The organism is Streptomyces sp. BK208, from assembly GCF_004364245.1.
In the GTDB taxonomy this organism is placed as follows: Bacteria; Actinomycetota; Actinomycetes; order Streptomycetales; family Streptomycetaceae; genus Streptomyces.
Genome location: NZ_SOAV01000006.1, coordinates 25,495 through 48,063 on the forward strand (window position 1 = coordinate 25,495; position 22,569 = coordinate 48,063).

Genomic DNA, 22,569 nt, shown 5'->3' on the forward strand with positions numbered 1-22,569 from the left:
CACCGCACGTACGGTGAGGCCATGGCTGACAGCGCACGGACGACGGCACCCTTCTCCCTGGACGCCTACCTCGGACGCATCGGCTGGGCGGGCGGGCGGCGCCCCGACCCGGACACGCTCCGGGGCGTGCAGCTCGCCCACCTGAGGGCCATCCCGTTCGAGAACCTCGACGCCCTGGGCGGCCGTGCCCCCTCCCTCGACCTCGGCGACCTGATGACCAAGCTGGTGCACGGCCGGCGGCGCGGTGGCTACTGCTACGAGCACAACACGCTGTTCGCGGCGGCCCTGGAGGCGCTCGGCGTGCGGGTGACCCGGCTGACCGCGCGGGTCGTCGTCGGCGCCGACCGCTTCGCGGACCGCCCGCGCACCCACATGGCCCTCCTCGCCGAACTGCCCGACGACCCGCGGCCCCACCTGGTCGACGTCGGCTTCGGTGCCCTCGGCTCGCTGCTGGAACCGGTGCCGCTGACGGCGGACACCGAGTTCCACGACGCCGGACGCCGGCACCGGCTGGTGCACGCGCCGCACCGGGGGCCACTGGAGATGTGGGTGCTGGAGGCGTACCTCGCGGGCGGCTGGCAGGCGCAGTACGCCTTCACCCCGGAGCCGTTCGAGCCGTCCGACTACGAGGTGATCAACTGGCACGTCGCCACCAACCCGCGGTCCCCGTTCGCCCGGCGCCCCTACGTCCAGCGCCTCACCCCGGACGCGCACCTGCTCCTCGACGGCGACCGCCTCGTCGTGACGCGTACCGGGGACGGCACGGTCACCGAGGAGAAGGTGGCCGACGAGGCCAGGGCCCGCCGGGTGCTGGCGGAGGAGTTCGGCATCGACGCCCCCGAGGGGCTGACGCTGCTGAGGTGAGGGCCGGGAGCGTTGTCCGGCCCCCACCTCCGGGGCGTTCTCAGAGCCGCTCGGGCGTCCGGATGCCCAGCAGGGCCATGCCGCGGTGCAGGGTGCGGGCGGTGAGGTCGCACAGGAACAGGCGGTTCTCCACCTGCTCCGGCGTCTGTGCCTTCAGGACCGGGCACTTGTCGTAGAACGTCGTGTACAGCGACGCCAGCTGGTACAGGTACGCGGCGAGCTTGTGCGGGGCGTACTCGGCGGCCGCCTCGAAGACCGTGTCCCCGAATGCGTCCAGGTGCAGGCCCAGGGCCCGCTCCGCCGCGTGCAGCTCCAGCTCCGGGTGGGCGGCGGGGCGGACCTCGCCGGCCTTGCGCAGGATGGACCGGATACGGGCGTAGGCGTACTGGAGGTAGACGCTGGTGTCGCCGTTGAGCGAGACCATCTGGTCCAGGTCGAACTTGTAGTCGCGGCTCGGCGACGTCGACAGGTCCGCGTACTTCACGGCGCCGATGCCGACCTGCGCGGCCCGCTCCTGGATCTCGTCCTCGGTGAGGTCCCGCGCCTTCTCCCGCACGACCTCCGCCGCCCGCTGCACCGCCTCGTCCAGCAGGTCCTCCAGGCGCACGGTCTCGCCCGCGCGCGTCTTGAAGGGCTTGCCGTCGGCGCCGAGCACCGTGCCGTAGGCCATGTTGTGCGCGGTGACCTCGTCACCGAGCCAGCCGGCCCGGCGGGCGGCCTCGAAGACCATCCTGAAGTGCAGCGACTGGCGCACGTCGACGACGTACAGCAGCGTGGTGGCGTGCAGGTCCTGGACGCGGTTGCGGATCGCGGTCAGGTCGGAGGCCGCGTAGCCGAAACCGCCGTCGGCCTTCTGCACGATCAGCGGCACCGGCTGGTCGTCCTTGCCGCGGATCTCGTCGAAGAACACCACCAGCGCGCCCTCGGAGCGCACCGCGACGCCCATCTCCTCCAGGAGGCGGGCGGTCTCCGGCATGCCCTCGTTGTACGCGGACTCGCCGACGATCTCCTCGTCGCGGATCTCCATGTCGAGCTTCTCGAAGACCGAGTAGAAGTAGACCTTCGACTCGTCGACGAACTGCTGCCACAGCTCCAGCGTCTCCTTGTCGCCGGACTGGAGGGCGACGACCCGCTTGCGGGCCCGCTCCTTGAACTCCTCGTCCGCGTCGAAGACCGCGCGCGACGCCTTGTACACCCGGTTCAGGTTCGACATGGCCTGCTCGCCGTCGACGTCACCGGCCGGGGCCAGCTCGCCGGGGTGCTCGACCAGGTACTGGATGAGCATGCCGAACTGGGTGCCCCAGTCGCCGATGTGGTGCCGGCCGATCGTCTTCTCGCCGGTGAAGTCGAGCATCCCGCGCAGCGCGTCGCCGATGACGGCGGAGCGCAGGTGGCCGACGTGCATCTCCTTCGCCACGTTCGGCTGGGCGTAGTCGACGACCGTGGTGCCCGCGTCCTGCTTCAGCGGCACGCCGAGGCGCTCGCCGTCCGCGAGGCGCGCGGCGAGGTTCGCGGTGATCGCGCGGTCGGCGACGGTGATGTTGAGGAAGCCGGGTCCGGAGACCTCGACGTCCTTGATCAGCTCGTCACCGGTGGTGAGGTGCGCGACGACCTCGGTGGCCAGCTCCCGCGGGTTGGCCTTCGCCTTCTTGGCCAGGGCCAGGATGCCGTTGGCCTGGTAGTCCGCCCGGTCGCTTCGTCGCAGCAGCGGGTCGGCGCCGGCGGCCTCCGGCCGGGTGGCCGTGAGCGCGGACGCGAGCTGCTGCTGGACGGAGTCGGTGAGGGACGTGACCGAGGCCATGGAGTGGCTGCCGTTCTGCTCGGGTTCCTGGGAGTAGTACAGAAACCGAGTATCCCACGCGGTGAAAAGCGGTTTTCGCGGATGCGCGCCGGGCTGGGAGAATGGGGCGGACAGCCGTGCGACCGTAGCGGCCGTCTCCGCAGCAGTTCCAGAGAAGTTCCAGAGAAGTTCCAGGGAAGAGGACGTGCCGATCGTGGCTCAGAGCACAGAGACCACCGACTGGGTCTCCCGTTTCGCGGACGAGGTCATCGCCGAGTCGGAGCGTCGTGCCCCGGGCAAACCAGGCGTCGTCGTCGCCTCCGGACTCTCCCCCTCCGGCCCCATCCACCTGGGCAACCTGCGCGAGGTCATGACCCCGCACCTGGTCGCCGACGAGATCCGCCGCCGCGGGCACGAGGTGCGGCACCTGATCTCCTGGGACGACTACGACCGCTACCGCAAGGTGCCGGCCGGCGTCCCCGGCGTGGACGAGTCCTGGGCCGAGCACATCGGCAAGCCCCTGACCTCCGTCCCCGCCCCGAAGGGCTCCCCGCACGCGAACTGGGCGGAGCACTTCAAGGCCGCCATGGTCGCCTCGCTCGCCGAGATGGGCGTCGAGTTCGACGGCATCAGCCAGACCGCGCAGTACACCTCCGGTGTCTACCGCGAGCAGATCCTGCACGCCATGAAGCACCGGCGGGACATCGACGCGATCCTCGACCAGTACCGCACCAGGAAGGCCCCGGCGAAGAAGCCGCAGCAGTCGCAGAAGCCCGTCGACGAGGCCGAGCTGGAGGCCGCCGAGGGCTCCGGCGCCGCCGCCGAGGACGACGGCAGCTCCGGCTCCGCCGGCTACTTCCCGTACAAGCCGTACTGCGGCAACTGCGAGAAGGACCTGACGACGGTCACCGCCTACGACGACGACTCGACCGAGCTGACGTACGCGTGCACCGCCTGCGGCTTCTCCGAGACCGTGCGGCTGAGCGAGTTCAACCGCGGCAAGCTGGTCTGGAAGGTCGACTGGCCCATGCGCTGGGCCTACGAGGGGGTCGTCTTCGAGCCGAGCGGCGTGGACCACTCCTCGCCCGGCTCGTCGTTCCAGGTCGGCGGGCAGATCGTCGGCATCTTCGGCGGCGAGCAGCCGATCGGCCCGATGTACGCCTTCGTCGGCATCAGCGGCATGGCCAAGATGTCCTCGTCCAAGGGCGGGGTGCCCACCCCGGCCGACGCGCTGCAGATCATGGAGCCGCAGCTGCTGCGCTGGCTGTACGCCCGCCGCCGCCCCAACCAGTCCTTCAAGATCGCCTTCGACCAGGAGATCCAGCGGCTGTACGACGAGTGGGACCGCCTCGACGCCAAGGTCGCCGCCGGCACCGCGCTGCCCGCCGACGCCGCCGCGCACGCCCGCGCCGTCCGCACCGCCGCCGGTGAGCTGCCGCGCACGCCCAGGCCGCTGCCGTACCGCACGCTCGCCTCCGTGGCCGACATCACCGCCGGACACGAGGACCAGGCGCTGCGCATCCTCGGCGAGCTGGACCCGGCGAACCCGATCGCGTCGCTGGACGAGGCCCGGCCGCGCTACGACAAGGCCGAGGCGTGGATCAACACGCACGTCCCCGCCGACCAGCGCACCGTCGTGCGCCGGGAGCCCGACGCCGAGCTGCTCAAGTCCCTCGACGAGCCGAGCCGGCAGTCGCTGCGGCTGCTGCTGGACGGGCTGGCCGACCACTGGTCCCTGGACGGTCTCACCCACCACGTCTACGGCGTCCCCAAGGTCCAGGCGGGCTTCCCGGCCGACGCCACGCCCAAGGAGCTGCCCCCGGAGATCAAGACCGCCCAGCGGACGTTCTTCGCGCTCCTGTACCACCTGCTCGTCGGCCGCGACACCGGCCCGCGCCTGCCCACCCTGCTGCTCGCGGTGGGGCAGGACCGGGTGCGGACCCTGCTCGGGGAGTAGCCCGGACGGACGGCACGAGGAAGGGGGGCGCCCGGTGATCACCGGGCGCCCCCCTTCGCCGTACGCGGCGCCGCCGGGCTCAGGCGATGTGCTCGTCCTCCAGCTCCGCGCCGTGGCGCTCCTGGAACCGCAGGACCATGCGTTTGGCGTCGGCGTCCAGGAGGGAGACGCCGAACGTGGCCTCGACGTCGTACGCGAACTCGCGCGGGGTGGGGTAGCCGCTGCCGTTGCCGAGCGACTGCTTGAAGACCTGGTAGTAGTCGTTCTCGTCCGGGCCCTCCGGCTCCGGGGTGCCGCCGCCCTCGCCCAGCTCGCGGGTGCGGTGCGGCCCGACCGGTATGGGGAAGCCGCCGGTCTCCTCCGGGGCGGGCTCCTGCGCCGGAGGCTCCTCCTCGAACTGCTGCCGGTACTGGTCGGCCTGGCGCTGCTCCGCCTCCCACTGGGCGTACTGGTCCGGGTCGTACGTCGGGTCGTAGTCGCCGTGGTACTCGACCGACTGCGGGTCCCGGGCGTGCAGCCACGGGTTCTGCTCCGCTGCCGGTCCTTCCTCCCGCACCGGCTCCGCGTCCCCGCCGCCCGCCAGCTCGGCCCGCTGTCCGCCCGCGGGCGGCGTCCGGGGGGCCGCCTCCTGGGGGCGCGGGGCGGGCGGGAGCAGGGCCGGTTCGATACCGGCCGCCGCCAGGCCGGACGGGGCGGTCTGCGCCAGCGGGACGCCGTAGCGGGCCAGCCGCAGCGGCATCAGGGACTCCACGGGCGCCTTGCGGCGCCAGGCGCGGCCGAACCGCGAACGCAGCCGGGCCTGGTAGACCAGCCGCTCCTGCTCCAGCTTGATCACCTGCTCGTAGGAGCGCAGCTCCCACAGCTTCATACGGCGCCACAGCAGGAACGTCGGCAGCGGAGAGAGCAGCCAGCGGGTGAGGCGGACGCCCTCCATGTGCTTGTCGGCGGTGATGTCGGCGATCCGGCCGACCGCGTGCCGGGCGGCCTCCACCGACACCACGAACAGGATCGGGATGACCCCGTGCATGCCCACGCCCAGCGGGTCGGGCCAGGCAGCCGCGCCGTTGAACGCGATCGTCGCCGCCGTCAGCAGCCACGCCGTCTGCCGCAGCAGCGGGAAGGGGATGCGGATCCAGGTCAGCAGCAGGTCCAGCGCCAGCAGTACGCAGATGCCCGCGTCGATGCCGACCGGGAAGACGTAGCTGAAGTTCCCGAACCCCTTCTTCAGGGCCAGTTCGCGCACCGCCGCGTACGAACCCGCGAAGCCGATGCCGGCGATCACGACGGCACCGAAGACGACCATGCCGATGAGAACACGATGCGTCCGTGTCAGCTGAAGTGGCGCGGCCACCCGTACTCCCCTCCCATTGCGTGTTGTTGCGCGCAACAGAGTGGCACATGTGTGCGGGGGACGGGTGGCCGGTGGGTCGTAGGGTCCGTCAGCTGTCCTTCGCGGGCGCCTTCGAGGACGACGTCGAAGACGACTCCGACGGCGCCTTAGACGGGGCCTTGTTGGACGACCCGGAGGGCGAGCCGCTCGGCTTGCCGGCGTCGCCGCCGGCGGCGTTGGCCTTCGTCACCGCGGCCACCGCCTCCTTGGCCGCCTTCTGGGCGTCCTTCACCAGGTCGTCGGCGTCCGGGGTCTTGTCGCCCGCCAGGCCGGCACCGTTGTAGTCGAGGGTGACGACGACGTTCTCGACCCGCGCCACGACCGTCTGCTGCTTGAAGGTGCCTTCCTTCTTCTTCAGGTCGTAGCGCACCACCGACGCCTCGTCGCCCGTGCCGCTCACCGGGTCGGTCCTGACGCTCTTCGCGCCCTCCGCACCCTGCGTGTCCTTGAGCTGCTTGAGGTAGTAGTCGTGCGCCAGCTTGTCGCCCTCGCCGCGCGTCACGTCCGACTCGAAGCGCAGCATCGACACGCTCAGCCAGCGGAACTGAGAACCCTTCACGCCGTTGTCGTCGAGGCTGTCCCAGGAGCAACCGGCCCGCGTCGTCGTGTCGTTCGACGAACCCTCGTCCCCGGTTCCGCCCTTCGGCACCAGGTCGTCCAGCGTCTTCTTCGTCACCGTCGAACACGGCTCCGGAAGCTTCCGGAACGCCGCCGCGCGCACCGTCGGGGACGGACTCGCGGACTTGGACGCGGCCGACTCCTGCGCCGCCTTGTCCTTGCCGTCCTCGGAGCCGGAGTCCGAGGAGCAGCCGGCTGCCACCAGCATCACGGGTACGGCGGCCGCGCCGACAAGGACGCGGGTGAGTCGCTTGGCTCGCTTCGCTTGCGGGTCTCGCTGGGCACGCTGGGCTCGTCGCTGCATGGTTCCTTCACTCATGGCACTCGTGGTTCCTGCGTTCGGAACGGGTCCGAGGGGCCACGGTACGCGGTGAGTAAAACGCGCGGTCCCGCTTCCGGGGCGCCGTGCGCGGGCGCGGGGGCGCCCCGGCGGGCCTCAGCCGCCCAGGGAATCCGCCAGCTGGGAGGCCAGTTTCCGCGCCTTGTCCTGCATTTCCCCGCTGTCCGGCACGACACCGAGCGTCGCCGACTGCTCCGCGTACTCGATGGTCACCATGACGTTCGACGTGCGGAACGCCACAGTCACGGTGCGCCGCTTCGCCGTCGAACCGGAGCTGCTGAGCGCGTCGTCCACGAACGCCTCGTCGCCCAGGTCGTCCAGGAGCCGCGGCTGGACCTCGGCGGGCGGGGTGCCGGGGGACGCGCTCGACGAGGACGAGGCCGACGAGGAGGGGGCGGAGGATGTGCCGCCCGACCCGGCGGACGGCTCGCCCGAGGACGCGGACGGGCTGCCGGAGGGGGAGTCCGAGGCGGTGGACCCGGACTCGGAGACGACCGGTTCGGGCAGGTCGGCCGCCTCCACCTGCTTCGCGAAGAGCTGCTCGGCCTCGTTGTCGTCGCTCACGGAGCCGTCGTAGGACACCACCCGCTCGAAGTCGACGAAGAGGTGGTCGGTGGCCTGCGCCGACTCCACCTTCCAGCGGCAGCCGACCTTGCGGTCGGTGTCGTAGGCGAGCGTCGGCTCACCCGCGTACGCCCGCTCGCGCTGCTCCTCGTCGGTGATCTCCTCGATGCCGGGCAGGAGGGCGTCGAGCGCCTTGTGGCCGACCGCGCCGCACGGGTCCGGAAGGGTGCGGTACTTGCCGGGCTCGGCCGCCTCGGTCGCCACACCCGGCTCCCCCGGGTTCGAGTTGTCCGCCGTGGCACCGCCCTCCGAGCCGCCGGTGCAGCCGGCCAGCAACGCCGCCAGGAGGACGGCGACGCCGGGTACGTAGGCCTTCCGCTGCACGGTGCGGCTCCTCTCGCCGGGGTGGCTGTGATGTCGGGACTCCAGTGTCCCCGCTGGTTATTCGCTTGCCGCACGGGGGCGCTCCCTGCAGACAATGTGTATCGCACGCGCTGCCGTGAACGCCGGTCGGTCGTCCCTTTGGCTGCCCTTGGCGCCGGTTCTGCGCTTCGAGACTTCTGTATGTTTTCCGGGGGAATGAGGACGAGATGTCGTACGTGGAGATGCCGGGCGCGAAGGTGCCGATCCGGATGTGGGCCGACCCGGCGACGGTCGAGGAGGGCGCGCTCCAGCAGCTGCGCAACGTCGCGACCCTGCCGTGGATCAAGGGCCTGGCGGTCATGCCGGACGTGCACTACGGCAAGGGCGCGACGGTCGGTTCCGTGATCGCGATGCGGGGCGCGGTGTGTCCGGCGGCGGTGGGCGTCGACATCGGCTGCGGCATGTCGGCGGTGAGGACGTCCCTGACGGCGAACGACCTCCCGGGCGACCTGTCCCGGCTGCGCTCGAAGATCGAGCAGGCGATTCCGGTGGGGCGGGGCATGCACGACAGCCCGGTCGACCCGGGCCGCTTCCACGGGCTGGCGACGGCCGGGTGGGACGACTTCTGGGGGCGCTTCGACGGGGTGGCGGAGGCGGTCAAGTTCCGTCATGAGCGGGCCGGAAAGCAGATGGGAACGCTCGGATCCGGAAATCATTTCGTCGAAGTGTGCACGGACACGGCCGGTTCTGTCTGGCTGATGCTCCACTCCGGTTCCCGCAACATCGGCAAGGAGCTGGCCGAGCACCACATCGGCATCGCCCAGAAGCTCCCGCACAACCAGGGCCTGATCGACCGCGACCTCGCGGTGTTCGTCGCGGACACCCCGCAGATGGCGGCGTACCGCAACGACCTGTTCTGGGCCCAGGAGTACGCGAAGTACAACCGCACCCTCATGATGGCGCTCCTGAAGGACGTGGTCCGCAAGGAGTTCAAGAAGGCCAAGCCGGTCTTCGAGCCGGAGATCAGCGCCCACCACAACTACGTGGCCGAGGAGCGCTACGAGGGGATGGACCTGCTCGTCACCCGCAAGGGGGCGATCCGGGCCGGGTCCGGCGAGTACGGGATCATCCCCGGCTCCATGGGCACCGGTTCGTACATCGTCAAGGGCCTCGGCAACGCCAAGTCCTTCAACTCCGCCTCCCACGGCGCGGGCCGGCGCATGAGCAGGAACGCCGCCAAGCGCCGCTTCTCCACCAAGGACCTGGAGGAGCAGACGCGGGGCGTGGAGTGCCGCAAGGACTCCGGTGTCGTGGACGAGATCCCCAGCGCGTACAAGCCGATCGAGCAGGTCATCGACCAGCAGCGCGACCTGGTGGAGGTCGTGGCGAAGCTGAAGCAGGTCGTCTGCGTGAAGGGCTGACGGGCCGGCCCGCACGGGCCGGTCCTGGGGGGTGCCGTTCGGATCAGGCCGGCTCCGGGCGACGGGGGCCCTGTCGTCGGCCCGCGGCCGGCCCTCGGCAAGATCCAGACGACGCCCCCTACGCCTCCCGGTGCACCTTCGTGTTCGAGGCCTGGGCGCGGGGGCGGACGACCAGCAGGTCGATGTTGACGTGGGCGGGGCGGGTGACCGCCCACGTGATGGTGTCGGCGACGTCGTCGGCGGTCAGCGGGTCGGCGACGCCCTGGTAGACCTTGGCCGCCTTGTCCTGGTCGCCGCCGAAGCGGGTCAGGGCGAACTCGTCGGTCTTGACCATGCCGGGCGCGATCTCGACGACGCGGACCGGGCGGCCGACGATCTCCAGGCGCAGGGTCTCGGCGAGGACGTGCTCGCCGTGCTTGGCGGCGACGTAGCCCGCGCCGCCCTCGTAGGTGGACAGGCCCGCGGTCGAGGAGACGACCACGACCGTGCCGTCGCCGCTCGCCTCCAGCTTGGGGAGCAGGGCCTGGGTGAGGTTCAGGGTGCCGATGACGTTCGTCTCGTACATGCGGCGCCAGTCGTCCGGGTCGCCGGTGGCCACCGGGTCCGCGCCGAGCGCGCCGCCCGCGTTGTTGACCAGCACGCCGATCGTCCTGAACGCCGTCGCGAACTCGTCGACCGCCTCGCGGTCGGTGACGTCCAGGGGGTACGCCGTCGCCTGGTGGCCGGCCGCCTGGATCTCCTCCGCCAGCGCCTCGACGCGGTCCTTGCGGCGCGCGGTGAGGACGACGCGGTACCCGGCCGCGGCGAGCCGGCGGGCCGTGGCGGCGCCGATGCCGCTGCTCGCGCCGGTGACGACGGCGATACGGGAGGCGGCGGACGGGGCGGCTGCGGTGGCCATGGGCTGCTCCTGGTGCGTACGGAGGACGGTGCGACGGTCGCCGACCAGGGTAGTCAGCCGCCGTGGCGGGTCTCCCCGGCCGGCGGGCGGGGCCGTCAGTCGTGACCCGGGGGCCGTCAGCCGTGGCCGGCGGGCGGGTCGTCAGTCGTGACCCGGGGGCGGGTCGTCAGTCGTGACCGGAGCTGTGCCCGTCAGCCGTGGTCAGCCGCCGTTGCGCGGGGCCCACATGATCAGCGCCATCCCGGCCAGGCAGACCAGCGCCCCCGCGATGTCCCAGCGGTCCGGGCGGTAGCCGTCGGCGACCACGCCCCACAGGATCGAGCCGGCCACGAAGATGCCGCCGTAGGCGGCGAGGATGCGGCCGAAGTGGGCGTCGGGCTGGAAGGTGGCGACGAAGCCGTAGGCACCGAGGGCGAGGACCCCGCCCGCGGCCCACAGCCAGCCGCGCTGCTCGCGCACGCCCTGCCAGACGAGCCAGGCGCCGCCGATCTCGAAGAGGGCGGCGACGACGAAGAGGGCGGCGGAGCGCAGGACGAGCATGCGGGCAGCTTCGCACGCCGCCGGCGCACGGGGATCGCGCCGGGTACTCGCCGGGCGGTGGACCTGCGGAATAACGACCGGAGGCGCTCCGTTCCACGGGTATAGTTGAACAGTCAACAACCTGGAGGTTGAGCGATCATGCAGTTCGGCATCTTCACCGTCGGCGACGTCACGCCCGACCCGACCACGGGCCGTACGCCGACCGAGCGTGAGCGCATCAAGGCCATGGTCGCCATCGCGCTCAAGGCCGAAGAGGTCGGACTCGACGTCTTCGCGACCGGCGAGCACCACAACCCGCCCTTCGTGCCGTCGTCGCCGACGACCATGCTCGGCTACATCGCGGCCCGCACCGAGCGGCTCGTGCTTTCCACCTCCACCACCCTGATCACCACGAACGACCCGGTGAAGATCGCCGAGGACTTCGCGATGCTCCAGCACCTGGCCGACGGCCGGGTGGACCTGATGATGGGGCGCGGCAACACCGGGCCGGTCTACCCCTGGTTCGGCAAGGACATCCGCGAGGGGATCAACCTCGCCGTCGAGAACTACAACCTGCTGCACCGCCTGTGGCGCGAGGACGTCGTGAACTGGGAGGGCACGTTCCGCACCCCTCTCCAGGGCTTCACGTCCACCCCGCGTCCGCTGGACGGCGTCGCGCCCTTCGTGTGGCACGGCTCCATCCGCTCCCCGGAGATCGCCGAGCAGGCCGCGTACTACGGCGACGGCTTCTTCCACAACAACATCTTCTGGCCCGCCGACCACACCAAGCGCATGGTCGAGCTGTACCGGGCCCGCTACGCCCACTACGGGCACGGCACGCCGGAGCAGGCGATCGTCGGGCTCGGCGGCCAGGTGTTCATGCGGAAGAACAGCCAGGACGCGGTGCGCGAGTTCCGGCCGTACTTCGACGTCGCCCCCGTCTACGGGCACGGGCCGTCGCTGGAGGACTTCACCGAGCAGACGCCGCTGACCGTCGGTTCCCCGCAGCAGGTGATCGAGAAAACCCTCGCCTTCCGCGACTACGCCGGTGACTACCAGCGCCAGCTGTTCCTGATGGACCACGCCGGGCTGCCCCTGAAGACCGTCCTGGAGCAGCTCGACCTGCTCGGCGAGGAGGTCGTCCCGGTACTGCGCGAGGAGTTCGCCAAGAACCGTCCGGCGAACGTGCCGGACGCGCCGACCCACGCGTCCCTGCTGGCGGCGAAGGCCGCCGGCCGGGAAGGCCGGGAGAAGGAAGGAGCACGCGCATGAAGCTCGTCGTCGTCTCCGCGGGGCTGAGCGTCCCGTCCTCCACCCGGCTGCTCGGCGACCGGCTGGCCGCCGTCGCCGCCCCGGCCGCCACCGCGCCCGAGCCCGCCCCGGCCGACGTGCGGGTGATCGAGCTGCGCGACCTCGCCGTGGAGATCGCGCACACCTTCACCAACGGGTTCCCCGCGCGGGCGCTGGCCGACGCCTTCGAGGCGGTCGCGGCGGCCGACGGGCTGATCGTCGTCACGCCGGTGTTCTCGGCGTCGTACAGCGGGCTGTTCAAGTCGTTCTTCGACGCGCTGAGCGTCACCGACGAGGACGCCCTGACCGGGAAGCCGGTGCTGATCGCCGCGACCGGCGGCACCGCCCGGCACTCCCTGGTGCTGGACCACGCGCTGCGGCCGCTGTTCGCCTACCTGAAGGCGGTCGTCGTCCCCACCGGGGTGTACGCCGCCTCCGAGGACTGGGGCGCGGAAGGGCTCGACGCCCGGATCGGGCGGGCCGCGCGCGAGCTGGCGGCGCTGATGGCGGGGCTGTCGGGGTCGTCACGGCCGTCGGCGGACCGTCCGCTGCCCCGGCGGGACTCCTTCGAGGAGGTCACGCCCTTCGCGCAGCGGCTCGCCGCGCTGGGCGTCCCGGGGCCGAGCCCGGCGCCCTGAGCGTCCCCGGGCCGGGCCCGGCGCCCTGAGCACCTGGCCGGCCACGGTGCCGGAGTGTGCGCGGCGCCCGAGTCACACCTGAGCCGTCGACGGGTTCCGACCAACCCGTCGGCGGCTCACCGGCATTCAAGCCCCGGTGAACATTTCCGGAAACCGGCAATGCGCACGGAGGCCGCTCTCGCGCATCCTGGGGCCAAGGGGAGCACTGCTGGAGGGGGCGGACGATGGCGACGAAGAAGACGAACGGTTCCTTCGTCCGCCCGCTTCACCGGCTCCACCCCGACGAACCCGGCCGTGGGCCCCGCCCCGCCGATGCCGCGGCGCACGAGCGCCGCGCCGGCCGCGGCGTCCCCGCCGTGCCCACCGTCTGAGTCACCACCTCACCCCGGCCGACGGCCCGGACCCGCCGTCGCCCGCCGGAACATGCCGTCGCACCACGGGCGGCCGCCACCGGTCCGCCTCTCGCCTCCGCCTCCGCGTCCCGACAGGACCGCGCGGCCACGGCGTTCGCACCGGCGGCCACCGCCCCAGCCGTCTCCTGCCGTAAGGACGTGTCCCATGGAAGTCATCGGTGTCCTCGCTGTCGTCTGCCTTCTCCTCGTCGCCCTCGTGCTGTTCGGCGTCTCGCGCCTCTTCCGCAAGGTGGAGCAGGGCAAGGCGCTGATCGTCTCCAAGATGCGCAAGGTGGACGTGACCTTCACGGGTCAGATGGTGCTGCCGGTGCTGCACAAGGCCGAGGTGATGGACATCTCGGTGAAGACGATCGAGATCACCCGGGCCGGCAAGGAGGGGCTGATCTGCCGGGACAACATCCGCGCGGACATCCGCATCTCGTTCTTCGTCAAGGTCAACAAGACCGTCGAAGACGTCGTCAAGGTCGCCCAGGCGGTCGGCACGGCCCGCGCCAGCGACCGGGACACGCTGCAGGAGCTGTTCCACGCGAAGTTCTCCGAGGCGCTCAAGACCGTCGGCAAGCAGCTGGACTTCACCGACCTCTACACCAAGCGCGAGGAGCTGCGGTACCGGATCATCGAGGTCATCGGCGTGGACCTCAACGGGTACCACCTGGAGGACGCGGCGATCGACTACCTGGAGCAGACGCCGCTGACCCAGCTGGACCCGGCCAACGTCCTCGACGCCCAGGGCATCCGGAAGATCACCGAGCTGACGGCCGTGGAGCACGTGCGCACCAACGAGGCGCGGCGCACGGAGGAGAAGGAGATCACCCGGCAGAACGTCGACGCCCGCGAGGCCGTGCTGGAGCTGGAGCGCCGGCAGGCGGACGCCGAGATCAAGCAGAAGCGCGAGATCGACACGAGCCGGGCCCGCGAGGAGGCCGAGACGGCCCGGGTGGTGGAGGAGGAGCGGCTGCGCGCGCAGACCGCCTTCCTGCGCACGGAGGAGCAGCTCGGCGTGCAGCGCGAGAACCAGGCCCGAGAGGTCGCGGTCGCCGCGAAGAACCGCGAGCGGGTCATCGCCGTCGAGAACGAGCGCATCGAGAAGGACCGCATGCTGGAGGCCATCGGCCGCGAGCGGGAGACCGAGCTGACGCGGATCGCCGCCGAGAAGGAGGTCGAGGCGGAGAAGCGGAACATCGCCGAGGTCGTCCGCGAGCGGGTCGCCGTGGACCGTACGGTCGCCGAGCAGGAGGAGTCCATCAAGAAGCTGCGCGCCGTGGAGGAGGCGGAGCGGCAGCGGCAGGCCGTGATCATCGCCGCCGAGGCGGAGGCGCAGGAGCGGCTGGTCAAGGACATCAAGGCCGCGGAGGCGGCGGAGGCGGCGGCCACCCATCGCGCCGCCGAGGAACTCACCCTGGCCGAGGCCCGGTTGAAGAGCGCCGACCTGGACGCGCGGGCCAAGCTGCGGATGGCCGAGGGCGTCCAGGCGGAGGCCGCGGCGGCGGGGCTGGCCGCGGTCCAGGTCCGCGACAAGGAGGCGGAGGTCATCGAGAAGGCCGGCCGTGCCGAGGCGGAGGCGACCGGGGCCCGGATGCGCGCCGAGGCCGAGGGGGCGCGGGCCAAGGCCCTCGCCGAGGCGGAGGCCATCGGCACCAGGCTCAAGGCGGAGGCCGCGGGACTCACCGAGAAGGCCGCGGCGATGGCCGCCCTGGACGACGCCTCGCGCGGCCACGAGGAGTACCGGCTGCGCCTGGAGGCGGAGAAGGACATCCGGCTGGCCGGTCTGGACGTGCAGCGGCAGGTCGCCGAGGCCCAGGCCACGGTGCTCGCCACCGGTCTGGAGAACGCCGACATCGACATCGTGGGCGGCGACTCGGTCTTCTTCGACCGCCTGGTGTCCTCGGTCTCGCTCGGCAAGGGGATCGACGGGTTCGTCAAGCACTCCGAGACGGCGCAGGCCCTCGCCGGGCCCTGGCTGGACGGCTCGTCGGGCTTCACCGACGACCTGACCCGGGTGCTGGGCTCGTTCTCCACGTCCGACGTGCAGAACCTGACGGTGTCCGCGCTGCTGATGAAGCTGATGAAGTCGGCCGGTACGGACGCCGGGCAGGTGCAGCGTCTCCTCGACCACGCCGGTGAACTGGGCCTCGCCGACACGCCGCTCACCGCCCTGAACGGCACGGCCAGGGCCTGACCGGCCGGCCCGACGGGCCACCACAGACGGGGTGCCGGTGCCGCCGCGCGGGGATCGGCGGCACCGGGCACCCCCCCCGCATCCTGGAAGGGACCGACCGCTCATGGCCACCGCTCCGGAGACGGGCACGCCGACCACCACCGGCGCGGGCGCCCGCGACGCAGCCGACGACGCAGCCCGCGACGCCGCCGACGCCGGCGCGTACGAGGTGCTGCGCGACCGGCTCGCCGCACAGGCCGCCGACCTCGCCCACCGCGCCCGACTCCTCAACGCCCGCCGTGTCGAGGAGTTCGGGTCGGCTCGCCTCGAACTGGCCTCCACCGGGCGGCTGCGCACCGAGCACCCCGGCGTGCCCTGCGACGTCGTCGCCGTCGGCGACGTCCTGCTCCTCGGCTCCACCGGCCGCCCGGCCCGGCGCGAGGGGACCGCGGTGGCGGACGTCCTCACCCTGTACGACCGCGACCTGAACCCGCTGCCCGGGTCGGCCGTGCCCGGGCTGCTCGACGACCCCGCCTTCGTACGGGAGTTCACCGACCTGCACCGCTACTACCGGCAGGCCCGGCTGCTGCGGCTGCGCCCCGTCGACGGCAGGCTGCTGGCCGTCTTCCGCACCGGCGAGAAGGCCGACGACATCCGCGTCCTGCGCTGGGAGCTGACCGACGACGGGCGGGCGGCCTTCCTGGACGCCCGGGGCGAACGCGACGACGTGTTCCCCGCGCCGTACGACTTCGAGTGGACCGGGGCCACCCGGGAGGACCACGTCCTGGGCCGCCACCCGCACGTCTCCGTGCGCGGCGAGTTCTGCGTCAGCGCGGTGGGCGGCACCCTCACCGTCAAGCTGGAGGACGACACCGAGACGGCCGACGGCATCTACTCCGAGCCCGTCGACGAGCCCCTCCAGTCCCTGGCCGACGCCGACATCGCGCACGCCCGGGTCGGCGCGCTGATCCTGCTGCGCGTCCGGCCCTACAAGGAGGACACCGACCGCCACCTGGTGTTCAACACCCTCACCAAGTCGGTGGTCCGGCTGGACGGCGTCGGCGCGGCCTGCCGCCGGCTGCCCGACGACCAGGGCATCGTCTTCCCCGGCGGCTACTGCCTGGCCACGGGCGTCCACAAGACGTACGAACTCGACGCGACGGGCCTGGAGTTCGAGCGCGAGGTGCGCTCGCCCAACGGCGAGGACGTGCTGTACGCCTTCCACGCGCGCGGCGAGAGCCGGGGCCTGCTGCTGTCGTACAACACCATCCGCAAGGAGGTCGTGAACCCGCTGGCCTGCCGGGGCTGGGCCCTGGCGGAGGACGGCACCTTCACCGTGCTGCGCGCGGACGGCGACGAACCGGCCCAGGTGCACCCGGTGCAGCTGTGGCACTCGCCGTACGTCTCCGACACGTACGCCGCCGACGCCCCCGCCGGTGACGGCCCGCTGGCCCGGGTGGGCAACGCCGACCTCGTGCGCGGCATCTCCGCCTGTCTGTCCGTCGCCGGGGCGGCGGGCGAGGGGATCACCACGGCCGAGGGCTACCGGGCGCTCGCCGCGTCGTGCGTGCGCGCGGCCGACGGCCACCACTGGCTGGGCGAGGAGGAGCTGGGCGGCCTGGCCGGTGCGCTGGCCGCCGTGCGGGAGACGGCCGAGCAGGTGCTGGCCGAGTTCGAGACCGTACGGGACCTGACCCGGCGGGCGGCCGAGGCCCGCGACGAGGCCGCCGAACGGATCGCGGCGGTGGTCCGGCGGCTGCGCGGCGAGGCGCCCCGGGAAGCCGCCGCCTGGGTGCGGGGACTGACCGAGCTGCGGCACGCCCACGGTCACCTGCTGAACGTCAAGGAGCTGCGGTACGCCGACCTGCCCGGCATCGACGTCCTCGCCGAGGAGACCGAGGCGTCCCTCGCCGAGCTGGGGCGGCGGGCCGTCGCCTTCCTCACCCGCGAGGACGCCTTCGACGCGCAGCGTGAGGACGTCGAACGGCTCGTCGCGGACGCGGGAGCCATCGGCACCGTCGCCGAGGCGGGGCCCGTCGCCGCCCGGCTGGACGAACTCGCCGACGGACTGCGGACGGTCACCGACGTCGTCGCCGAGCTGGACACGGGCGACGCTACCGTCCGCACCGCCCTGCTGGAGCGCGTCTCCGGTGTCCTCGGCGGCGTCAACCGCGCCCGCGCCACCCTCGACGCCCGCCGCCGCGCCCTCGTCGGCCGGGAGGGCCGCGCCGAGTTCGCCGCCGAGACGGCGCTGCTCGGCCAGGCCGTCACCGCCGCGCTCGCCGCCGCCGACACCCCCGAGCGCTGCGACGACCAACTGGCCCGGCTGCTCGCCCGCCTGGAGGACCTGGAGTCCCGCTTCGCGGAGTTCGACGGCTTCCTGACCGAACTCGCCGGCAAGCGCGCCGAGATGTACGACGCGCTCACCGCCCGCAAGCAGGCGCTCGCCGACACCCGGGCCCGCCGCGCCGAACAGCTCGCCGCCTCCGCCGCCCGCATCCTGGAGACGATCACCCGGCGGTGCGCCGCTCTGGCCGACGCCGACGCGGTCAGCACCTACTTCGCCTCCGACCCCATGCCGGCCAAGGTCCGCCGCACCGCCGAGGAACTGCGCGCCCTCGGCGACACCGCCCGCGCGGAGGAACTCGACGGGCGTCTCGCCTCCGCCCGGCAGGAGGCCGCCCGCGCCCTGCGCGACCGCACCGACCTGTACGCCGACGACGGCCGCACCCTGCGCCTGGGCGCCCACCGCTTCGCCGTCAACACCCAGCCCCTGGACCTCACCCTCGTCCCCGACGGCGACGGGCTCGCCTTCGCCCTCACCGGCACCGACTACCGCTCACCGGTCACCGACCCGGACCTCGCGGCCGGCCGCACCCACTGGGACCGCACCCTCCCCTCGGAGTCCCCCGCCGTCTACCGCGCCGAGCACCTCGCCGCCCGCCTGCTGCGGGAGCACGGCGCGAGCACCCTGGCCGGCGCCGACGACCTGGCCGCCCTGGTCCGCGAGGCCGCGCGGGAGGCGTACGACGAGGGCTACGAGCGGGGTGTGCACGACCACGACGCGACCGTCGTCCTCAGGGCGCTGCTGCCCCTGTACGAGAGGGCCGGGACGCTCGTCCACGAACCGGCCGCGCGGGCGGCCGCGCAGCTCTTCTGGGCGCACGGCACCACGCCGGACGCGCGCGAGGCGTGGACCCGACGCGCCCGCTCCCTGGCCCGCGCCCGGGACACCTTCGGCCTCCCGGCGGCGATCGGCGACCTGGAGGAGGAGCTGGCGCGGGCCGTCGGGGCGTGGCTGGGTCCGGGGCGGGGATCGGCGGCGCCCGGCCGTGCGGGCGGCGCGCCGCGCGGGACGGACCCGGCCGACGGGGCCGCCGGTCCGGTGGCGGGAGCGGCCGGTTCGCTCGGGGGCGCGGCGGGGGCCGTCGAGGGGGCGGCGGGGGCCGTCGGGGGCGTGGCCCGGTCGGGCGCAGACCACGCGGGTCACGGGGGCCATGCGGGTCACGCGGGTCACGCGGGTCACGAGAGCCACGCAGGTCACGTCAGCCGTGCCGGGGCTTCCGGCCCCGAGGCCGGCGTGCTCGGCCTCCTCGTGGAGCCGTCGGGCTCCGGTGGGGACGCCGCCCGTGCCGCCGCCTCGTACCTCTTCCACGAACTGACCACCGCCCCCGACGGGTTCGTCCTCGGGGCGGGGACGCGCACGCTCCTGGACAAGTTCCGCCGCACGGTGGGCAGCCCCGCCTACGACGAGGACCTGGCCGCGCTCGACGGCCTGGCCGCCCGCGGGCAGCTCGCCGGGGCGTGGATCTCGTCGTACGCCACCGCGACCGGCACCGGTCTCACCGCCGGTGACCTGGCCGAGGCGGTCGCCGCCGAACTCTGTCCCGACCTGCCCCGCTACGAGGGCGACGCCGCTCCGACGGCCACCGCGGAGGGCCTGCTGGGCGCCCACCCGCGCATCACCGGGGGCCGGCTGCCGCTGCGTCTCGACGAGTTCCTCGCCCGTACCGCGCGCTTCGCGGCCGAGGACGTGCCGGGGTTCCGGGCCTACCAGCGGCGCCGCGGCGCGCTGGTGGACGCCGAACGCGAGCGCCTGCGCCTGGACGACCACCGCCCGCGCGTCATGTCCGCCTTCGTCCGCAACCGGCTGGTGGACGAGGTCTACCTCCCGCTCGTCGGGGACAGCCTGGCCAAACAGCTCGGCACGACCGGCGACGGCAGGCGCACCGGCACCGGCGGGCTCCTGCTGCTGCTCTCCCCGCCCGGCTACGGCAAGACGACCCTGGTCGAGTACGTCGCCGAGCGGCTCGGCCTGATGCTGGTGAAGGTCAGCGGCCCCGCACTGGGCCACGGCGTCACCTCGCTCGACCCGGCCGACGCCCCGAACGCCACCGCACGCCGGGAGGTCGAGAAGATCAACTTCGCGCTGGCGGCCGCGAACAACACCCTCCTGTACCTCGACGACATCCAGCACACGTCCCCCGAACTCCTCCAGCAGTTCATCCCGTTGTGCGACGCCACCCGCCGGGTGGAGGGCGTGCGGGACGGCCGCCCGCGCAGCTACGACCTGCGCGGCAAGCGCTTCGCCGTCTGCATGGCCGGCAACCCGTACACCGAGTCCGGCGCCCGCTTCCAGGTCCCCGACATGCTCGCCAACCGGGCCGACGTGTGGAACCTGGGCGACGTCCTGACCGGCAAGGAGGAGGCGTTCGCGCTGAGCTTCCTGGAGAACGCGCTCACCGCGAACCCGGTCCTGGCACCGCTGGCCGGCGGCGACCGGGCCGACCTGGAGCTGCTCGTGCGCCTCGCCACCGGGGACCCCACCGCCCGGGCCGACCGCCTCGCCTTCGCCCACCCGCCCGCCGAGCTGGAGCGCGTCCTGTCCGTCCTGCGCCACCTCGTGGCCGTCCGCGAGACGGTCCTGGCCGTCAACGCCGCCTACATCGCCTCCGCCGCCCAGGCGGACGACACCCGTACCGAGCCCGCCTTCCGGCTCCAGGGCTCCTACCGCAACATGAACAAGATCGCCCAGCGCGTCCGGCCCGTCATGAACGACGCCGAACGCGCCGCCGTACTCGACGACCACTACACCGCCGAGGCGCAGACCCTCACCCACGGCGCCGAGGCCAATTTGCTCAAGCTCGCCGAGCTGCGCGGCACGCTCACCTCCGAGGAGGCCGCCCGCTGGGCCGAGGTGCGTGCCGCCCACGTCCGCGCCCGCACCCTCGGAGGGCCCGGCGACGACCCGCTCGCCCGTGCCGTCGCCGCGCTGGGCCTCCTCGCGGACCGCGTCGCCGCCGTGGAGTCGGCCATCACCCGGGCCGCCGGCCCGCGCCACCGCCTGACGGCCGACCCGCGGGCCGGGACCGGCGACGGGTGAGCGGCGGCGGGCCGGGGACGGTCAGTGGTAGGCGTGGACGACGGCGTGGCCCTTGCCGCGGCCGATCATCCACCGGTTGACCGGCGTGGTGATCACGAACGCCACGGCGAAGCCGCCGAGCAGGGCGTACCAGAACAGCCCGTCCGACAGGTACGCGTCCATCGCGCCCGGCACGAGGGCGACGATCCCGTTGTCGACCAGCTCCATCACGGCGATGGAGACGGTGTCGGCGGCCAGCGCCACCTTGAGCGCGGCCTTCAGCGACACACCGGCACGCAGTACCGCGTAGAGCGTGAGGGAGTAGCCGAAGACGAAGGCCAGGGCGATGGCCAGCACCATGGTCGGCACGTTGCCCCAGGCCAGCGCGGTGCCGACGACCATGCCGAGGATCTCGCCGACGGCGCACCCGGTGAGGCAGTGCAGCGTCGCCCGCATCGCCGTCGCCCACGTCGCGCCGTGCGCGTGCCCGTGCGCGTGTCCGTGATCCTGCCCGCCCGCGGGGGTGGAGGGGTGGTGCCCGGTACCGGAGTGGTGCGCGCTGTGGTCCATGCCCCGAATGTATACCCCCTAGGGGTATCCGGTCCAGGGGTGTCGGTCAGGGCGGCGCGGCACGGCGACGGGCCGACGTCGGGCCGACGTCGGGCCGGCGACGGGCGGGCGACGGGCGGGCGACGGGCGGGCGACGGGCGGGTCGGAAGGCGGGTGGGAAGGGGCGGAGGGGCTGCCCGGGGTGGGCCGGCAGGCGGCCGACCTGGGCAGCCCGCCGGGGGCACTCCACTCCGGGGAGCCCCGTCCCTGCCGTCGGAGCACACCGCTTCGCCGTTACGGAGACGTTCGTCCCGGCCGCGCTCCGGGCGGCGGTGACGACCGTGGCGACGCCGGTGGTGTCAGGCGGTCGCCGCCCGCCCGGCGGCGACCGGGTGCAGGGCGGCGACGGGGTGCAGTGCGGCGTACTCCAGCGGCGCCGACGGGTCGACCGACACGTCCAGCGGGGCGGGTGGGGCACCGGCGCGGACGAGGAGGTCGCCGACGGCGGCGATCATCGCGCCGTTGTCGGTGCACAGCCGCAGCGGCGGCACCCGCAGCTCGATGCCCGCCGCCCGGCAGCGCTCCTCGGCCAGCGACCGCACCCGCGAGTTGGCGGCGACCCCGCCGACCACGACCAGGGTGCCCACCCCGTGCTCCTTGCACGCGGCCACCGCCTTGCGGGTCAGGACGTCGGCGACGGCCTCCTGGAGCGAGGCGGCCCCGTCGGCCACCGGCAGCGCGCGGCCCGTGTGACCCTCGGCCCAGCGGGCGGCGGCCGTCTTCAGCCCCGAGAACGAGAAGTCGTACGAGCCGGGCAGCGGGCGCGGGAAGGGGACAGCGCGAGGATCCCCCGCTCGCGCTGTCCGGTCGATGGCCGGACCGCCGGGATACGGCAGCCCGAAGACCCGCGCGACCTTGTCGAAGCACTCCCCGGCCGCGTCGTCCAGCGTGTCCCCGAGGTGGGTGATCCGGTCCCGGGCGAGGTCGCGGACCAGGAGCAGGGAGGTGTGGCCGCCGGAGACGATCAGTACCGCGCACGGGTCGGGCAGCGGACCGTGCTCCAGGGTGTCGGCGGCGACGTGCCCGGCCAGGTGGTGCACCCCGTACAGCGGGACACCGAGCGAGTAGGCGATGCCCTTCGCGCCCGCCAGGCCCACCTGCAACGCCCCAGAGAGTCCGGGGCCGGTGGTCACGGCGACCGCGCCGATGTCGGACGGTCGCAGCCCGGCCTCCTCCAGTGCCCGCCCGACGACCGGGCGCAGCGCGTGCAGATGGGCGCGGGAGGCGATCTCGGGGACCACTCCGCCGTAGCGGGCGTGCTCGTCCATGCTCGATGCCAGCGCGTGCCCGAGCAGGCGTCCGTCGCGGACCAGGCCCGCGCCGGTCTCGTCGCAGGACGACTCGATGCCCAGCACCACCGCAGACCCCATCGACCACCCTTTCCT

General features: G+C 73.1%; 16 protein-coding genes. 8 read left to right on the forward strand and 8 right to left on the reverse strand.

All coding sequences use genetic code 11. The features are described from left to right. Positions 1-21 precede the first annotated feature (21 nt). Entirely contained in the window at positions 22-864 is an 843-nt protein-coding gene (locus EV562_RS16075) for an arylamine N-acetyltransferase (protein WP_133887507.1), read from the forward strand. 40 nt (positions 865-904) lie between these two features. Here the strand turns inward: EV562_RS16075 and argS are convergent, their stop codons facing one another. Beyond that, the gene (gene argS / locus EV562_RS16080; protein WP_133887508.1) at positions 905-2,665 is read right to left on the reverse strand and encodes an arginine--tRNA ligase; all 1,761 of its coding nucleotides are present in this window, start codon (positions 2,663-2,665) and stop codon (positions 905-907) included. Between the two features lie 184 nt (positions 2,666-2,849). On the opposite strand from argS, the gene lysS reads away from it, so the two are divergent. Then, positions 2,850-4,601, forward strand: a complete 1,752-nt coding sequence (gene lysS, locus EV562_RS16085; protein ID WP_133887509.1) for a lysine--tRNA ligase — start codon at positions 2,850-2,852, stop codon at positions 4,599-4,601. A gap of 79 nt (positions 4,602-4,680) precedes the next feature. On the opposite strand, the gene EV562_RS16090 is transcribed toward lysS, so the two are convergent. The 3 genes from EV562_RS16090 to EV562_RS16100 form a co-directional block, all read right to left on the reverse strand. Then, the gene (locus EV562_RS16090; protein WP_166661825.1) at positions 4,681-5,952 is read right to left on the reverse strand and encodes a DUF2637 domain-containing protein; all 1,272 of its coding nucleotides are present in this window, start codon (positions 5,950-5,952) and stop codon (positions 4,681-4,683) included. A gap of 88 nt (positions 5,953-6,040) precedes the next feature. Further along, positions 6,041-6,913, reverse strand: coding sequence for a DUF3558 family protein (locus EV562_RS16095; protein WP_133887510.1), 873 nt, complete (start codon positions 6,911-6,913; stop codon positions 6,041-6,043). Between the two features lie 132 nt (positions 6,914-7,045). Further along, positions 7,046-7,897, reverse strand: coding sequence for a DUF3558 domain-containing protein (locus tag EV562_RS16100; RefSeq protein WP_133887511.1), 852 nt, complete (start codon positions 7,895-7,897; stop codon positions 7,046-7,048). Between the two features lie 206 nt (positions 7,898-8,103). Between EV562_RS16100 and EV562_RS16105 the strand changes: the two genes are divergently transcribed. Then, positions 8,104-9,297 (forward strand): RtcB family protein, encoded by a 1,194-nt coding sequence (locus EV562_RS16105; RefSeq protein WP_133887512.1) that lies wholly within the window; start codon positions 8,104-8,106, stop codon positions 9,295-9,297. Between the two features lie 118 nt (positions 9,298-9,415). Here the strand turns inward: EV562_RS16105 and EV562_RS16110 are convergent, their stop codons facing one another. Then, positions 9,416-10,195, reverse strand: coding sequence for an SDR family NAD(P)-dependent oxidoreductase (locus EV562_RS16110; RefSeq protein ID WP_133887513.1), 780 nt, complete (start codon positions 10,193-10,195; stop codon positions 9,416-9,418). A gap of 201 nt (positions 10,196-10,396) precedes the next feature. Then, a complete protein-coding gene (locus tag EV562_RS16115; protein WP_030145264.1) occupies positions 10,397-10,735 on the reverse strand; it encodes a YnfA family protein in 339 nt (112 codons plus the stop codon). 138 nt (positions 10,736-10,873) lie between these two features. On the opposite strand from EV562_RS16115, the gene EV562_RS16120 reads away from it, so the two are divergent. The 5 genes from EV562_RS16120 (at position 10,874) to EV562_RS16135 (ending at position 20,596) form a co-directional block, all read left to right on the forward strand. Continuing rightward, a complete protein-coding gene (locus EV562_RS16120; RefSeq protein ID WP_133887514.1) occupies positions 10,874-11,986 on the forward strand; it encodes an LLM class flavin-dependent oxidoreductase in 1,113 nt (370 codons plus the stop codon). Next, on the forward strand, positions 11,983-12,642 hold the full coding sequence (locus EV562_RS16125; protein ID WP_133887515.1) for a CE1759 family FMN reductase: 660 nt from the start codon (positions 11,983-11,985) through the stop codon (positions 12,640-12,642). Before EV562_RS16120 ends, EV562_RS16125 begins: the two co-directional genes overlap by 4 nt. 224 nt (positions 12,643-12,866) lie before the next feature. Beyond that, positions 12,867-13,013, forward strand: coding sequence for a hypothetical protein (locus EV562_RS35105; RefSeq protein WP_166661827.1), 147 nt, complete (start codon positions 12,867-12,869; stop codon positions 13,011-13,013). A gap of 187 nt (positions 13,014-13,200) precedes the next feature. Continuing rightward, positions 13,201-15,234 (forward strand): flotillin family protein, encoded by a 2,034-nt coding sequence (locus tag EV562_RS16130; RefSeq protein ID WP_133887516.1) that lies wholly within the window; start codon positions 13,201-13,203, stop codon positions 15,232-15,234. A gap of 103 nt (positions 15,235-15,337) precedes the next feature. After that, a complete protein-coding gene (locus EV562_RS16135) occupies positions 15,338-20,596 on the forward strand; it encodes a DNA repair ATPase (protein WP_243860067.1) in 5,259 nt (1,752 codons plus the stop codon). A 21-nt stretch (positions 20,597-20,617) separates the two neighbouring features. Here EV562_RS16135 and EV562_RS16140 read toward each other — a convergent pair whose 3' ends face one another. Together EV562_RS16140 and tsaD are read right to left on the reverse strand one after the other, a co-directional pair. Beyond that, positions 20,618-21,145: a DUF4396 domain-containing protein gene (locus tag EV562_RS16140; RefSeq protein WP_133887517.1), complete on the reverse strand. Its 528-nt coding sequence runs from the start codon at positions 21,143-21,145 to the stop codon at positions 20,618-20,620. A gap of 338 nt (positions 21,146-21,483) precedes the next feature. Then, positions 21,484-22,554, reverse strand: a complete 1,071-nt coding sequence (tsaD, locus tag EV562_RS16145; protein WP_133887518.1) for a tRNA (adenosine(37)-N6)-threonylcarbamoyltransferase complex transferase subunit TsaD — start codon at positions 22,552-22,554, stop codon at positions 21,484-21,486. Positions 22,555-22,569: the final 15 nt, after the last annotated feature.

Bases quoted from the DNA above. Each gene is read 5' to 3' on its own strand.
- EV562_RS16075 (WP_133887507.1), top strand. From the start codon at position 22: ATGGCTGACAGCGCACGGACGACGGCACCCTTCTCCCTGGACGCCTAC.
- argS (WP_133887508.1), bottom strand. From the start codon at position 2,665: ATGGCCTCGGTCACGTCCCTCACCGACTCCGTCCAGCAGCAGCTCGCG.
- EV562_RS16095 (WP_133887510.1), bottom strand. From the start codon at position 6,913: ATGCAGCGACGAGCCCAGCGTGCCCAGCGAGACCCGCAAGCGAAGCGA.
- EV562_RS16105 (WP_133887512.1), top strand. From the start codon at position 8,104: ATGTCGTACGTGGAGATGCCGGGCGCGAAGGTGCCGATCCGGATGTGG.
- EV562_RS16110 (WP_133887513.1), bottom strand. From the start codon at position 10,195: ATGGCCACCGCAGCCGCCCCGTCCGCCGCCTCCCGTATCGCCGTCGTC.
- EV562_RS16115 (WP_030145264.1), bottom strand. From the start codon at position 10,735: ATGCTCGTCCTGCGCTCCGCCGCCCTCTTCGTCGTCGCCGCCCTCTTC.
- EV562_RS16120 (WP_133887514.1), top strand. From the start codon at position 10,874: ATGCAGTTCGGCATCTTCACCGTCGGCGACGTCACGCCCGACCCGACC.
- EV562_RS16125 (WP_133887515.1), top strand. From the start codon at position 11,983: ATGAAGCTCGTCGTCGTCTCCGCGGGGCTGAGCGTCCCGTCCTCCACC.
- EV562_RS35105 (WP_166661827.1), top strand. From the start codon at position 12,867: ATGGCGACGAAGAAGACGAACGGTTCCTTCGTCCGCCCGCTTCACCGG.
- EV562_RS16130 (WP_133887516.1), top strand. From the start codon at position 13,201: ATGGAAGTCATCGGTGTCCTCGCTGTCGTCTGCCTTCTCCTCGTCGCC.
- EV562_RS16135 (WP_243860067.1), top strand. From the start codon at position 15,338: ATGGCCACCGCTCCGGAGACGGGCACGCCGACCACCACCGGCGCGGGC.
- EV562_RS16140 (WP_133887517.1), bottom strand. From the start codon at position 21,145: ATGGACCACAGCGCGCACCACTCCGGTACCGGGCACCACCCCTCCACC.
- tsaD (WP_133887518.1), bottom strand. From the start codon at position 22,554: ATGGGGTCTGCGGTGGTGCTGGGCATCGAGTCGTCCTGCGACGAGACC.